This is a genomic window from Paenibacillus sonchi (assembly GCF_016772475.1).
GTDB lineage: Bacteria > Bacillota > Bacilli > Paenibacillales > Paenibacillaceae > Paenibacillus_AQ > Paenibacillus_AQ sonchi.
In genome coordinates, this window is sequence record NZ_CP068595.1 from 3046423 (window position 1) to 3061242 (window position 14820).

The 14820-nt window shown below is 51.3% G+C and carries 13 protein-coding genes; 7 read left to right on the top strand and 6 right to left on the bottom strand.

All coding sequences use genetic code 11. The annotated features are described in order from the left end of the window. Positions 1-154: 154 nt before the first annotated feature. Positions 155-1666, top strand: coding sequence for a methyl-accepting chemotaxis protein (locus JI735_RS13850; protein WP_039838833.1), 1512 nt, complete (start codon positions 155-157; stop codon positions 1664-1666). 104 nt (positions 1667-1770) lie between these two features. Here JI735_RS13850 and qoxD read toward each other — a convergent pair whose 3' ends face one another. Genes qoxD through qoxA form a run of 4 tightly spaced genes read right to left on the bottom strand, consistent with a single transcriptional unit; the run spans position 1771 to position 5664 of the window. Beyond that, positions 1771-2064: a cytochrome aa3 quinol oxidase subunit IV gene (qoxD, locus tag JI735_RS13855; protein WP_025707339.1), complete on the bottom strand. Its 294-nt coding sequence runs from the start codon at positions 2062-2064 to the stop codon at positions 1771-1773. 1 nt (position 2065) lies between these two features. Continuing rightward, positions 2066-2662 carry a cytochrome aa3 quinol oxidase subunit III gene (qoxC, locus tag JI735_RS13860; protein WP_039838834.1) on the bottom strand — a complete coding sequence of 199 codons (597 nt, stop codon included), beginning with the start codon at positions 2660-2662 and terminating at the stop codon, positions 2066-2068. Further along, complete coding sequence (gene qoxB / locus JI735_RS13865; RefSeq protein ID WP_039838835.1) at positions 2659-4605, bottom strand: cytochrome aa3 quinol oxidase subunit I; 1947 nt, start codon at positions 4603-4605, stop codon at positions 2659-2661. The genes qoxC and qoxB overlap by 4 nt, the downstream gene beginning before the upstream one ends. A 39-nt stretch (positions 4606-4644) precedes the next feature. Next, positions 4645-5664 (bottom strand): cytochrome aa3 quinol oxidase subunit II, encoded by a 1020-nt coding sequence (gene qoxA / locus JI735_RS13870; RefSeq protein ID WP_039838836.1) that lies wholly within the window; start codon positions 5662-5664, stop codon positions 4645-4647. A gap of 500 nt (positions 5665-6164) precedes the next feature. Between qoxA and JI735_RS13875 the strand changes: the two genes are divergently transcribed. Further along, positions 6165-7301 (top strand): polysaccharide deacetylase family protein, encoded by a 1137-nt coding sequence (locus tag JI735_RS13875; RefSeq protein WP_051052260.1) that lies wholly within the window; start codon positions 6165-6167, stop codon positions 7299-7301. Positions 7302-7595: 294 nt separating this feature from the next. Here JI735_RS13875 and JI735_RS13880 read toward each other — a convergent pair whose 3' ends face one another. Continuing rightward, entirely contained in the window at positions 7596-8213 is a 618-nt protein-coding gene (locus JI735_RS13880) for a TetR/AcrR family transcriptional regulator (RefSeq protein ID WP_039838838.1), read from the bottom strand. Between the two features lie 170 nt (positions 8214-8383). Here JI735_RS13880 and JI735_RS13885 point away from each other — a divergent pair, with 170 nt between their 5' ends. From JI735_RS13885 to JI735_RS13900, 4 genes are all read left to right on the top strand, one after another. Next, a complete protein-coding gene (locus JI735_RS13885) occupies positions 8384-10081 on the top strand; it encodes an MFS transporter (protein ID WP_202677480.1) in 1698 nt (565 codons plus the stop codon). 143 nt (positions 10082-10224) lie between these two features. After that, on the top strand, positions 10225-10605 hold the full coding sequence (locus JI735_RS13890) for a GntR family transcriptional regulator (RefSeq protein ID WP_039838841.1): 381 nt from the start codon (positions 10225-10227) through the stop codon (positions 10603-10605). A gap of 2 nt (positions 10606-10607) precedes the next feature. After that, positions 10608-11510, top strand: coding sequence for an ABC transporter ATP-binding protein (locus JI735_RS13895; protein WP_039838842.1), 903 nt, complete (start codon positions 10608-10610; stop codon positions 11508-11510). Continuing rightward, positions 11485-13530, top strand: a complete 2046-nt coding sequence (locus JI735_RS13900; protein ID WP_202677481.1) for a DUF6449 domain-containing protein — start codon at positions 11485-11487, stop codon at positions 13528-13530. Before JI735_RS13895 ends, JI735_RS13900 begins: the two co-directional genes overlap by 26 nt. A gap of 278 nt (positions 13531-13808) precedes the next feature. Here the strand turns inward: JI735_RS13900 and JI735_RS13905 are convergent, their stop codons facing one another. Further along, entirely contained in the window at positions 13809-13973 is a 165-nt protein-coding gene (locus JI735_RS13905; protein WP_202677482.1) for a hypothetical protein, read from the bottom strand. 19 nt (positions 13974-13992) lie between these two features. Between JI735_RS13905 and JI735_RS13910 the strand changes: the two genes are divergently transcribed. Beyond that, the gene (locus tag JI735_RS13910) at positions 13993-14787 is read left to right on the top strand and encodes a nucleotidyltransferase domain-containing protein (RefSeq protein WP_202677483.1); all 795 of its coding nucleotides are present in this window, start codon (positions 13993-13995) and stop codon (positions 14785-14787) included. Positions 14788-14820 lie beyond the last annotated feature (33 nt).

Genomic DNA, 14820 nt, shown 5'->3' on the forward strand with positions numbered 1-14820 from the left:
GGGGCATGTAACTAATTTATTAGTCATATAGTCACAAAAACACAATATTTTCTTCGCTTTTTCGACATATTTTTCAGCGAAAACATCATACTTTCGACCTTTTTCTCCGATAAATTAGATACAGCAGGAGATGAAGAGGACGGGAACAGAACAGATGAGACATCTTAAGGTAAGACATAAAATGCTATTGCTGGCAACAGTCTTTATAATTATGCTTATTGGGACCGGAGTTGTCGGCATCATCACCGCCAAGCATATGGCAACAGGGTCCGGTAAGTCCTTCAGCCAAAATTTGCAGCCGATGTTTCTGATAACAGAAATACGCGGAAACAACCGGGCAATTGAGTCCTTGCTCCTGGAAAGTCTGATTACCAAAAACGATGGCAAAAGCCAAGAGCATACGGCAGCTATCGGAGAGTATATCAACATCAACAATGAGCTGGTCACTCAGCTAAAGGCCATATCCTTCAGCAACAAAGACGTATCGAAAAAAATAAATGAGTATCTGTCCCTGCTTCCGGATTACCGGGCACAGCGTGACAGCATTGTCCAACTGGCCGGCAAAAAGCTCAAAAATGAAGGTTATCAGATCTTCTCGGGGAGCGTGTTCAGTAAATCGCGGGAGATCATGGTGAGTCTGCTTGAGGATACAGCCAAGCTGCTGGTTCAAGATGCCCGCAATCATAACGAATCCAACCAGCAAGATGCCCAAAGATCGTTGACCTTGATCATTTTGCTGATTCTTGCCGCTTTGGTGCTCAGTGTAGGTATCAGCATCCTCATTTCGAGGATGATTACCAAACCGCTTAAGGAGCTGCAGGTGCTGATGAAGGATGCAGAGGCAGGGGATCTCACCGCTTCCGCTGCCTATCCGTCGAGGGACGAGACCGGACAGCTCCACCGCTCGTTCAATGCAATGCTGAAGAGCCTGAGGACTACTATGCAAGGAGTGTCGGAGAGCACGGGATTGCTGTCTGCCTCTTCGCAGGAGATGTGCGCCAGTGCGGAGCAGGCCGCGCAAGCTTCGCAATTCATTGCCGAATCCTCCGGTGAAATTGCCGCCGGTACCGGGGTGCAGGCGGAGACGGTTGACCGGGCGGCACATTCCGTGCAGGCGATGGCGGAGGAGATCGACGCCGCCCGGCAGAGCACTCATGAAATGTCCGGACTGATGGAGGAGGCTGCTGCTTCGGCTGATCATGGAGCTGCTGCAGTGGAGGTTATCCTTGCACAGATGAAGGAGATTGCAGAAGCAACGGGGAAAAGCTCGCTGCTGATCACAGACCTTCTAACGCAGATCCAGAGCCAGACCGAAGAAGCCGTGCAATCCATAGTGCGGGATTCACAGCTGGTTTCGCGGGGCCTGTCACAGAGCGGGGCCGTACCGCAGGTGTTCGCGGAGATTCAGGAATCCATTCGAACCGCTGCACGGCAGACGGCGGAGCTCCGCGAGGCTATCGGGCATGTGTCCCGCGAAGCACTTACAGTGTCGCAGGCAATGGAGCAGGCAAGTGAAGCGTCCCGTAAAAGTGCGGAAGATGTGCAGAACTTAAGTAGAGCCGGCGAAGAGCAAGTGACCGCAATGGGCGAAATGCTGATGTCGTCCAGATACCTGGCGGCACTGGCCGAGAATTTGCACATGAATTTGGGTCGCTTCAAACTCTAGCATAGAGATCCAGATAATAGCTGAACACGTCAAAACGGCCCGCCCGGATGCATATACCGGGCGGGCCGTTTCTACTTGTCTGAAGCATTCAATTGATTCTGGCCTTAAGCGTACCAGCCCCATACGAAGATGTACAAGGTACCGTAAATCGTAACCAGACCCACAAACAGCGCATAGGCGATATTGATGTACAGCTCTTTCTTAGTATCTGCCGATTCCCCGATGTGCATGAACACGAACAGCTGCAGGGAAGCTTGAATAATAGCTGTGACCAGCAGTACGGCCATATTGGCCCCCTTGGACAGATCACCGTAAATCACGATCAACGCTGCGGCAGAAAGGACCAGAGAGGCCAGATAACCCATCACATGGCGAATTGGAAACAGTTGCTTCATCATGTCACATCAGTCCTTTCAGGTAGACGAAGCTGAAGATAAAGATCCAGACAACGTCCAGGAAGTGCCAGAACAGTGAGAAGATAAATGCTTTGTTGGCTGTAGCCGGGTTGATGCCCTGACGCCACACCTGAATCATAATTGCCGTTCCCCACAGGAAGCCGAAGCTGACGTGCGCACCGTGCGTTCCCAGCAGGACGAACAGACTGGAAAGGAAGCCGCTGGTCTGCAGCGTGGCGCCTTCATGCACGTAGGTGAAGAACTCGTCAATTTCAATGCCGATAAAGCCGAGACCCATCAGCAGCGTGAGGGCCATGAAGACCATCATCGCTTTCTTATAGCCGAGACGCATGGCGTGAACTGCCAGACCGATTGTGAACGAACTGGTCAGGAGCAGGAAGGTTTCAATCAGCACCGGGCCGATTTCGAACAATTCACTTCCGCTCGGTCCGCTGGCAAAACGGTCCACCATGACAAAGTATACCGTGAACAAGGTAGCGAACAACGGAATTTCAGCTCCGAGAAAAACCCAAAAGCCGAAGATTTTATTGCTGTTCTCTTCTGTAGAGTATTCCAGCGGCTTGGACGCATCTATTTTCATACAGTCTCACCCCGCATCAATTTCTTTTCTGTAGCCATCACTTCATCCACTGAGATGTAGTAGCCGTGATCCCGGTCAAAGGACATGGCTGCCAGCATTATCAGCACACCCACTCCGGCAACAATCGCAGGAATCCACATGCTGAAGACCAGGAAGAATCCGAGGAAGAAGAAGATCACACCCAGGATAAACGGCTTGCCGGTATTGCTCGGCATGTGAATCTTGGTGATTTTGTCCTCGAACAGCGGCATGTTATCCTGCTTGGCGGACCAGAAGGCGTCACGGGTCTGCACTTTTGGTACAATCGCAAAGTTGTAGACCGGCATTGGGCTATGTGTAGCCCATTCCAGGGTGCGTCCATCCCAAGGATCGCTTGTGGTGTCTCTCGGCATGTAGCGTGTACTCCAGTAGATGTTGTAAACCAGAAGCACGAAGCCGATTGCCAGCCCCACCGCGCCCACGAAGGACAGCATATTGAGCGGACCGAAGCCCGATTCCTCGGAATAGGTGTACATCCGCCGCGTCATCCCCATCAGTCCCAGGAAGAACAGCGGGAAGAACGTGACATTGAAGGAAATCACGATCCACCAGAAGGAATGCTTGCCCAGGCGTTCATTAAGACGGAAGCCGAACACTTTTGGGAACCAGTAATGGAACCCGGCAATAACAGCGAACACGGCCCCCGGAATCAGCACGTAGTGGAAATGCGCGACCAGGAACATGGTGTTGTGGTACTGGTAGTCGGCACTGGCCATCGCCAGCATGACACCGGTCACCCCGCCGATCGTGAAGATTGGAATAAATGCCAGTGTATACAGCATCGGTGTAGTGAAGGTGATTCGCCCTTTTCGGAGCGTAAACAGCCAGTTGAATATTTTAACCCCTGTCGGCACTGCAATCGCCATGGTCGTTATCGAGAAGAAGCTGTTGACCATCGCGCCTTGACCCATGGTGTAGAAATGGTGGGCCCAGACCAGGAAGGACAGGAGCGAGATAATCAGCATACTGAACACCATGGAGGTGTAGCCGTACAGGTTCTTTTTAGAGAAGGTGGCAATAATTTCACTGTAAATACCGAATGCCGGAAGAATAACGATATATACCTCCGGATGGCCCCATACCCAGAACAGGTTGGCCCAGAGCATATCCATCCCGCCGTTGGCCATCGTGAAGAACTGGGAGCCGAAGAGGCGGTCGAACATCATCAGTGCGAGCGCCACGGTCAGTACCGGGAAGGCGAAGACGATAATGACGTTCGTGATGAGCACGGACCAGGTGAACATCGGCATTTTCATCAGCTTCATGCCTGGAGCGCGCATTTTGAGAATGGTGACGATAAAGTTAACGCCTGTAATCAGAGTCCCGATACCGGAAATCTGCAGCGCCAGGGAGTAGTAGTTGTTCCCGACCGTCGGGCTGAACTCCAGACTCGCCAGCGGGAAGTAGGCTGACCATCCGGCATCCGGCGAGCCGCCGATGACGAAGGAAATGTTGAGCAGCATGGCCCCGAAGAAGAAGAGCCAGAAGCTGACGGCGTTGAGGCGCGGGAAGGCCACGTCGCGGGCGCCGATTTGCAGCGGTACGATAACATTCATCAGACCGATGATAAACGGCATGGCCATGAAGAGGATCATGATCAGACCGTGGGTGGTAAAGACTTCATTGTAATGCTGCGCATCGAGGAATTTCATTTCCGGCGCTGCCGTTTGCAGACGCATCATTATGGCGTCCACGCCGCCGCGGAACAGCATGAGCAGTGCGGCCAGAATATACATGACGCCGATCTTCTTATGGTCGACCGTAGTCAGCCATTCGCGCCACAGGTAGCCCCATTTTTTAAAATAGGTAAGCCCGACGAGAATCCCGATGGTAGCGAGTGCGATACTGATCATAGCTCCATATATTAAGGGTTCGCCGTGAACCTTAAACTTTTCTAAATCCATTAGGGTGGCTCCTTTCAGGTTGTTTCATCGAGCATTCTATTAAGAATTGCTGTCGTGCGTATGTTCATCCACCGGTGAGCTTGGCAGCGGCTGTTCGACTTCCGGATTCGGTTTACTGTCGAACTCTGTCTCGCTGGAAGGCTCCGGTGAAGGATGGATTTCCTTATTGTCCTGATGATCCATATTTCCGTTATCCATATCCATCTCTTTGCCTTCACCGCTCATATGCTCGCCATGGTCTCCTGGAGGAGGGCTGAACTCAAGATGAGTGGACGAATAGGTTTTGCGTCCAAGATAATCGGTGGCGAGCAGGCCTTTGAATTCCTCTTCCGTAAGCTTCGGAGCGGTTTCCTTGACCTCTTTCACCCAGTCGTCATAATCCTTGCTGCTCATAACGAGCGCTTCAAATTCCATGTGGGCGAAGCCCTTACCGCTGAAGTTGGCATTTCTGCCCATATAAGAGCCTTCTGTATCTGCGGAAAGGTGAAGCGTTGTGAGCATGTCGCTCATGGCGTACTTTTGTCCGGCAAGCTGCGGAATCCACAGACTGGTAATGGAACCAAAAGAGTACATTCTGAACTCTACCGCCCGGTGAACCGGCATATTCACATAGTTAACGGTTTCAATGCCTTCCTCCGGATAGCTGAAATGCCATTTCCAGTTGGAGGAGGAGGCGTAGATCACCAGCGGAGTCTGGTCTTTATACTCTTTGGCCTGATTCTCGACGGCGTTGGTCGTTTTGACTGTCACGACGGACAGGAAGGCCACGATAATGATCGGGATGACGATCCAGATCGTTTCGAGGACCTTATTGCCCTCCTCATGCTCCGGAATGTAGCCTTCATTGCTTTTCTTGGCCCGGTACTTCACCAGCACAAAGATATATAAGATGTAGACAACTGCCAGAACACCAAGCATTACCAGAATCGAAAGGATGATTGTGTCAGATAAAGTTCGGGCAGACGGCCCCTTCGGGTTCAGAACGGTGAGTGAACTGCATCCCGGCAGGAGGAGGATGAGGCTGAGAAACAAAGCGTATAACGGTCCCTTTTTTTTCATATAGAACTCCTTCCTTCAATAGTTCTTTTCATGCGCCGATCGTTGCGGGCAAACATTAACCTGTATCTATAGTAAGAACTACTTACCCATAATGCAAAATACATATTTTGTAATAAAATACACAATAGTCCTTAAAAATGTACATTCGGTTAAATATATGTGATCAAATTGTTACAAAAGTCTTAATGTATGATAAAGATCACAGTAACAGTGCGCCTTTAGGTTATTTTAAGAAAGTTCAAATTTTGTTCACGATTTCACAAATGTTACTATTTTCGTCACAATTATTTAAGCGGAAAACGTCCTGATTTCGCGGTTTTTGCTTGCTGTGACAGTGCTCGACAAGGTTTGGTTATTTTCTGAAAAAAATGACGATATGTCATTTCTCATAGCGAAACAGTTACAATTTTTTGTGCTCCTGGTTACAATCTCTCAAATTACGGTATATCTATTTATGCTAAAGTAGTAGGTAAATATACATAGATTGGAGATTGTTTCACGTGCCTATCAAAAAAGTAGTGCTCTTATTCATGTCTTTTTTTCTTTGCTTCGGAATCCTGCAAACTACAGCAGATGCAGCGGGAGCAAACAAATCTTTGAAGCTTGGAGTGAACGATTCATTAACCAAAATCACAGCCGTTCCGGAAAAAAACACCTATTATGTCCCTCTCCGCGCTTTGGCGGCAGAGCTGAAGTGGACCCTCACCGGTGTGCCGGATGGCATTCAGGTGGACGGCGGGGGGCGTACACTCCGTCTGCTGGGGAATAACGGGGGAGCCCGGCTTCAGGATGGAACGGTTGCCCAGGCAGACACGTTTCTCCAGGATGGATCATTGATGGTCCCGCTGAAGGTCAGCGCCTACCTAGGATATAGAATATCCTTTGAACCGGATAAATATTTACTCCGGGTCCAGGATGGTTCGGCGGCACTTGATGACACCGCGTTCGTAAGCAAGTACAAAAACGAACTGGAGCCGCCTGCGCCTGCGGAGCCTGCACAGAATCCGCCGGCGGCCAAGCCGGGAAAAACCCTGTATCTGACTTTTGATGACGGCCCGTCTGCTACAACGCCTGAGCTGCTGGACATTCTGAATAAGTATGGAGTCAAAGCTACATTCTTCATGCTTGGACCGAACATGAACCGCTATCCTTCCCAGGTTAAGCGGATCGCGGAAGAGGGGAATGGGCTGGGACTGCACGGCATGACGCACCGCAAAGAGAAATTCTATGCTTCTGCTTCTGCCGCGCTTGCTGAAATGAACGGGGACAACGATGTGCTGCGGAAGATCACCGGCACCGGCACGACCCTGATCCGTCCCCCATATGGCAGTAAGCCATATTTCACCAAGGCCTTCAGGGACAAAGTGCTGGGTCAAGGCTATCACCTGTGGGACTGGAACGTGGATTCCGATGACTGGAAATATAAAGAGGACAGTGTTACCATCTACAACACCGTAATGGGCCAGGTGCATAAGCTGCAGAAGTCCAAAACCAATCCCGTTATTCTGATGCATGACCAGAAAGCAACACTTAAGGTACTGCCGCGCCTGCTGGGATCGCTGAAGAAGGAAGGCTATACCTTCGGGATTATCACGAAGGATATGGAGCCGGTGAATTTCTGGAAGGACAAACGTTAACGGTTGTCAGGATACCAAAAGAGCAAGCTGCGAGGTGAAACCCTCGCTGCTTGCTCTTTTTTGCTGTTTAAAATTAGTTGATTTATGAGGTGATTGCACTTCGTGCAATAGAATGTTTATTTTTACGCGTTGAATCGCATTCTGCTGTATTTCGTGCAACTGATTGCCGGTTCTGGAGCCAAAAACAGCTTCTCCAAGGAATTCAAGTGTACAAAGTGCAATAGATTGAGCTTTTCGGCCGATATAGGAGAACTTCTGCTGCAGAAGTGCAACAGAATGTACGCCTGAGCCGCGTCACTTGTACAAATAACTAACGATCATATGTACCAGCTCGGATTTCAGCCGTTCAGTTGCAATACGCTGCTGGGAGAAAGAGATAACGTCAACGATGGCGCTTACCGTTTCGAACACGATCACGGAAGCAGCCTCCATGTCTTCTGTTCTTAACTCATCCTGTCCCATCTGCAGATACTTCAGTGTTCTGATGCGGCCTGCTTCATACTGTGCATCCATTAACTGCTTAATCTCCTCATCGCTATGGTACATGATGGTCAGCTCTCGATGGTAGCCTATAAATGCCTCATGGGAGATCAGAAGGGTGTCGACCAGGTGCATGATCAGCTCGGAGCGGTCGATGGTTAAGAAGTTGATCTCTGACATCGAAGCATCGATCCGGGCCAGAAGATCTGCACCATAGTTCTTGAGCACAGCGATGAAAACCGCTCTTTTATCCACAAAATAGGAATAGAAGCTGCCAGTCGATACTCCGGCCGCCGCTGCGATTTGCTTGGTATTGGTCTGATGGAAACCCTTGTCCGAAAACTGCTTCATGGCGGCTTGGACAATAGCCTCCTTGGTCCGGATGCTGCGTTCCTGCCGTGGTGTTCTGATCTTGTCTTCCATATCACTCATGTCAGATTGCTCCCCCTTGTAGTACTGATTGTAGAGGAGGGAATTCAGGCTGTCAATAAATGTTGAACTAAAGTTCATATTTAATGGTTGACAAATATGAACTTTAGTTCATATAATCAAAAACATGAACTTAAGTTCATATTTTAGAGGGTCTTTGGAGGCTGATGAAAATGAGTGTAAGAATGCGCAGAGCTTTATCTTTTACAGCAATCGTACTTGGTTTTTTTATGGCGCTGCTGGATACGACGATTATTAATATCGCCCTGCCGGAGATGACGCGGCATTTCGGCGGGAGTGTGTCGCGGATTTCCTGGGTGATGAACGGGTATAACCTGGCTTTTGCCGTGTTCATCCTGACTGCTTCCCGGCTGGCTGATCAATTTGGCCGCAAGAAAGTGTTTATTTTTGGAGTTGCTCTATTTACTCTGACCTCTCTGCTTGCCGGGTTCGCAACATCCCTGGGGATGCTGATTCTGCTGCGGGTGATCCAGGGTCTGGCCGGGGCTATTATTGTTCCGGTCACCATTCCTCTGACCACGACCACTTTTCCCAAAGAGATGCATGGCCTGATCATTGGCATATGGGGAGCCGTTTCGGGGGTGGCTGCAGCGAGCGGTCCGGCGCTTGGCGGGATTCTGACGCAGAACCTGAGCTGGGAGTGGATCTTTTTTGTTAACGTGCCGCTGGGTGTGCTGAGTATTGTGCTGACGGCTGTCTTCATTCAGGAATCGCGGGATGATACGGCAGGCCGTTCGATTGATTATGGCGGAACTCTTGGAATTACCGGAGCCATGTTCTTCATTACGTACGCACTGATCAAGGTGCAGGATTATGGCTGGAGTTCAGGAAAGACCCTTGCGCTGCTGGGTGCGGGATTAGTGTTCCTGCTGCTGTTCATCCTTACGCAGTGGAAAGGGAAGGAGCCAATGCTGCCATTGTCACTGATGCGGATACGTACCTTCAACAGTGCTTCCCTGACCCTGCTGATTGTCGGTGCGGCACTGATGAATCTTTCCCTGCTGACCTCCTTCTTCCTGACGCGGATGATGGGGATGACCGAGCTGAAGGCCGGGCTTGTGCTGTCCATGGTCGCTGTGGGCTCCATCGTCAGTTCGGCGGTTTCCGGGCCGCTGTCCTCGAAATACGGCAGCCATCTGTTCGCTGCAGCCGGTATTGTAGTCACGGGCGGTGCGATGTATTCCATGAGCGGGCTTCACGCGGACTCGGCGGTGGCGGAGGTAGTGGTGCGCCTGCTGGTGGCAGGTGTCGGCATAGGCCTTACAATGGCGCCGGTGATGTCTTCCGCCGTCCGCAACGTTCCGGAGGACAAGGTGGGCATTTCTTCGGGAGTCACCAATATGGCGAAGTCGCTGGGCAGCGTCATTGGGGTAGCTATTATAGTGACTGTACTGCAGCACAACATGGACAGCGAACTGGGAAAAGCGGGGAATCACCTGTCTGAAGCCATCCAGGCAGATGTTAAGCTGCAGCCTATTGTCAAAACTGTTCTAGCGGAAACAGCAGCTTCCATCAGTAAGGAGGGGTCTGCGCCGATGGGAGGAAACAGCGGCAAAGCTGACCCTGCAGCAGCCGTGGCACATGCGGTTGAGCTTGCTGCGGCAAAGCTTCCGCCTGCGGAACAAAAGGCTTTTGCAGCGGACAGCGCCAATCAATTGCGGGAAGCCAAGCTGCTCTTGTCTCAAGCGGGGAACGGGATGCAGCAGGCGGCTGTCGAGGGATTCCGCCGGACCTTTGTTTTTGCCGGCCTGCTGATGATTCCGGGGATACTGTTCGCTCTCCTGAGCGACAAGCGGCGCAAGCCCGAGGAGCCGGCGGCAGTTGCCGAACCGGCGGTGTTGGAGCGGTAGTTCCAACTCAGAAAAGATCAAGCGGCTCTTTTGCAGAGCCGCTTCTTTTTATGTTGACAGCAGCATTATACTGTATTAATAATAGTAGTACAGTTAATACACTAGAGTGTTTGCCGGATACAGCACACGAAAGGAGGACTGTTATGTTCGAATTGGACATCCGCAGCCGGAAGCCGATCTACGAGCAGTTGAATGATAAAGTCAAGGAGCTGATCATGCACGGGATTTTACGAGCGGATGAGCAGCTTCCATCGGTAAGAACCTTGTCCTCGCAGCTTACAGTGAATCCCAATACCATTCAGAAAGCCTACCGCGAACTGGAGCGGGAAGGCTATATCTATTCATTGCAGGGCAAAGGGAGCTTTGTGGCTCCGCTGCAGCAGGGGCAGAACGAGAGCAAAAAAGCAGAACTCCGGGAGGAGCTGCTGCGCCTGATGGCAGAAGCGGTCTACCTCGGATTTACCGAAAATGAAATTGGGGCATTGTACCGTCAGGTGCTGGAGCAGAGAGAGAAGGGAGAATAGCCATGATTGAAATACGCGGAGTCAGTAAAAGCTTTCAGGGCGAAAAGGCTGTTGACAGCCTGTCGCTGACGGTACATAAAGGTGCCATTTATGGCCTGCTCGGTTCAAACGGGGCAGGGAAAACCACACTGCTGAAAACACTCGCCGGCATCTACCGGCCTGAGGAAGGCACCGTCAAGATCGGCGGCCAGCCGGTGTTTGAGAGTCCGCAGGTGAAGCAGGGCCTCATTTTTATGCCGGACAGCCCTTACTTCTTTCCGCAGGCCTCGCTCAAGACGATGGCGGCCTTCTACCGTTCGGTTTATCCGGGCTTCAGCGACAAACGTTTTGAGGAACTGGGCACAGTGTTCCGGCTCGATATGGGACGCAAGCTAAGCCGCTTCTCCAAAGGCATGCAGCGCCAGGCGGCCTTTTGGCTCGCGCTCAGCTGCAGACCGGATGTGCTGATTATGGATGAGCCGATTGACGGCCTGGACCCGGTAATGCGCCGCCAGATTAAAAACCTTTTGTTCCAGGAGGTTGCCGAGCGGGAGCTGACCGTGCTGATCTCTTCGCATAATCTTCGGGAGATCGAGGATCTGTGTGACCATGTCGGCATTATGCATCACGGCCGGATGCTGGTTGAGAAGGATCTGGATGATCTTAAGGCGGATACGCATAAGGTTCAGGTAGCTTTTCGCGATGAGCGCCATGCGGATGCACTGGCGGCCAAGCTGCAAATTCTCCATCAGGAGCGGCGGGGCAGTGTGGATCTGTATATCGTAAAAGGCGACCGGGAGCGGATTTCGAAAGTGATCCATGTCTATGAGCCGTATGTGTTCGATCTGCTTCCCTTGACGCTGGAGGAAATCTTTATTTATGAAATGGGGGATGCCGGGTATGACGCGCAGCCGATACTTCTTTAATAGCAGTGTTATCCGCCAGAGTTTGCGCCAGCACGGCTGGATTGGAATCATCTATACCTTGGGCTTGCTGTTCTCGCTTCCGCTGCAGCTCTTTATGAGCAGTTATCCGGGTGCCGACCCGCAGAAGATAGATACCCTGTTCCGTGTGGGCGGGAATATACAAATGCTGTTCATCATCTCGCTGCCGGCCGCTGCCGGGCTGTTCCTGTTCCGCTATTTGCAGTCCAGAAGGGCTTCCGATCTGTGGCACAGCCTTCCGCTGCGGCGGGAGCATTTGCTTACGGCGCATCTGGCTGGCGGACTAGGGCTGCTGCTGCTGCCGGTATGGCTAACCGCTGCGGTCACGGCAATGGTTACCCCTATGAACGGAAATATGTACATTTATCAGGGAACGGATATCTGGAGCTGGTGCCTGACGGTCAGCATTCTTACGCTGTTTCTCTTTGTGTTCAGCATCTTTGTCGGCATATGCACGGGACAAACCGTACTCCAGGGAATCATTATTTATATTCTGCTGCTCCTTCCGGCGGTGCTGATGGAGCTGGTCAATCTCCATCTCAACAGGTATCTCTACGGTTACCCGGAATGGTTTGGCCTCAGTAATGACAGATTGGTCTGGTCGCCATTATTGCATCTTATTGTTCTGGCGGAAGAGCCCTACAGTACGGGGGAATTATGGGCCTACAGCGGTTTGTCGCTTGTGTTCATCGTCTTTTCTTATATCTTGTACCGCAAGCGCAGCGCGGAAAAGTCCGGGCAGGCAATTGCCTTCACCTATTTCAATCCGCTGTTCAAAGCCGGGGTTATGCTGTGTGCGATGCTTCTGGCGGGAACGTATTTTGCTGCCGTTAAGCCGCATCAGGCGGGCTGGGTTCTGTGCAGCCATTTTGCCGGGGCGCTGCTTGGTTATATCGCGGCAGAAATGATTATCCGCAAAACCTGGCACATCCTGTCCCGCAGAGTGCCGCTGGAATTCGCGGTCTATGGGGTATTGCTGGGTTTGCTGATCTACATTCCGGTGTCCGGATTAACCGGATATGAGGACCGGGTGCCGGCTGCGGAACATATAAAGGGAGTGTATGCGGGAAGTAATTACAGGATGTACAGCGATGATTCATATAACAGATATGCCTCCGGTGAGATTGCAAAGGTTTCATCCGGCAGCAGGGTGCCTTTTTCCGGCGGTCAGCAATATATTGAAGCTGTCCGCAACCTTCACCAGACGCTCGTTACGATGCGTCCCGACAAGAACGCCTTCCCGCTTGAGGGATACACCCGTGGCAGCAGGATGTTCACCTTGGCTTATCAATTGGATAACGGACGTACGGTGGTGCGTGAGTACCTGATTCCGGCCCAGGGCTTTGAACCGGAAATGAAAGCGGTCATGGGAAATGAAGATTTCAAGCGTGCGGAATATGATATTCAGGCGCTTACTACGGAAATTGAAAGCTTCAGGCTATCCAACCGGAATCTGGTGGTTAGAATTACCGAGCCGGAGGACGTTCAGGAGTTCAAGGATATTCTGATCAGAGAAAAGCTGAATATGTCCTACGAGGATCAGAATGAGGGGCAATTGCCGATTGCGTATATCCAGCCTATCAACAAGCCTGCAGAAGAAGGCAGCGGAAGGGCAACAGTAACTGTTACTCGCAATTACGAATGGCTGCCCTCCTACAAGGAATTGGGCAACTGGATGGAGCAGAAGGGGTTTGCGGACAAAATCCGCACCACCGCGCAAGACGTAAAATCGGCTGAAATTATTAAAGATGATTATAAGGGCAAGCTTTCCCCGGAGAAAATCTACAATCTTGAGCTGCACATGTCTCTGGCCCGCCAGCAGAAGCTTTCAGTTGTTACCCGGGATAAGAAGCTGATTGCCGGCATCCTGGAAAATCAGCGCGAGTATTCGGGCAAAAACGGGATGTATGCAGCTAAGCTGGAATATACAGACGGAGACACCCAATATGTATCCCTTGGCGGGGAGGGGCTGGAACCTGCCCTGAAGCAGTTGCTCCCGTAGCTCCCCCGAAAGAAGGTGTATCTTTGACTCACTACTATACTGTCCCCCTTGTCCGGTGATTGTTCCGGCGGGGGCATTTTTTTTGCTCCGGGGGAGGGTTGTCTGACATCGATTCAGGTTGACAAAACCTGGAACCTTGAATTATGCTTTTGGAATATTACACAGGCAGCTTGATGTCACTTCATGAAGCAAATGCTCATCACACTTTAAGGAGGCCAGGACCAGATGAATGAACAAGGAAAACATTCGAACCCTCATAATCCCAATATGTTTCCTGTTCATCGGTCCGCCTCGTTCAGAAGGTCAGCCCTTGCAGCGGTATCTGTATTTCCGGCAGCAGCATATACAGTTGTTTTCCGGTAATTATATGCCTGAATTTGCATAGCGGCAGCCCGGCCATGGACGATGGAGTCCATGGCTTTTTTGTATTTTCTTGTGGTCAAGAAAAAGGAGAGATGCACAATGTCAGATATTCATACATCCATTATCCGCGAGCTTCGCGCCATCGAAGCGGAGGAGAATGTCCGTATCCTGTATGCTTGTGAATCCGGCAGCAGGGCCTGGGGGTTCCCTTCCAAAGACAGTGACTACGATGTGCGGTTTCTCTATTTGCGCCGGCCTGAGGCCTATCTGTCAATCTTTGAGCAGAGGGATGTCATTGAGCGCCCGATCAGCGATTTGCTGGACATCAACGGATGGGACCTGAAAAAGGGACTTACCCTTTTCCGCAAATCCAACCCGCCGCTGCTGGAGTGGCTGCAGTCTCCGGTCCGTTATGAAGAAAACTATACCGTGGCGGAGAGCATCCGCAGCTTGTCGCCGCTTGGATTTTCGCCCAAATCCTGTGTGTATCATTATCTTCACATGGCCCGGGGGAATTACCGGACTTACCTTCAGGGCAGCGAGGTCAAAATCAAGAAATACTTCTATGTTCTCCGTCCGCTTCTGGCCTGCGCCTGGATTGAGAAATATCAGGAGGTGCCGCCCCTCGACTTCACCACACTGGTAAAGGACCTGATTCCTGAAGGCAGCGAACTGAGAGAAACGGTCGAAAGGCTGGTGGTCCGCAAGAAGTCCGGTGATGAATTGAATCTGGAGCCGCGGATTGAGGGTATTAACAAGTACCTGGAGCAGCAGATCAGCCATTTTGAAGAGAGTGCGGCCCGGTTTGGATCAGGGAACGGGGTAGAAGACAACGTGCTGGATGAACTGTTCCGTTCCGCACTGCTTGAGGTATGGGGCGGTGAGAGCCGCTGAACCCCGTAGAGAGAAAATCAAGTGACGTTAAGG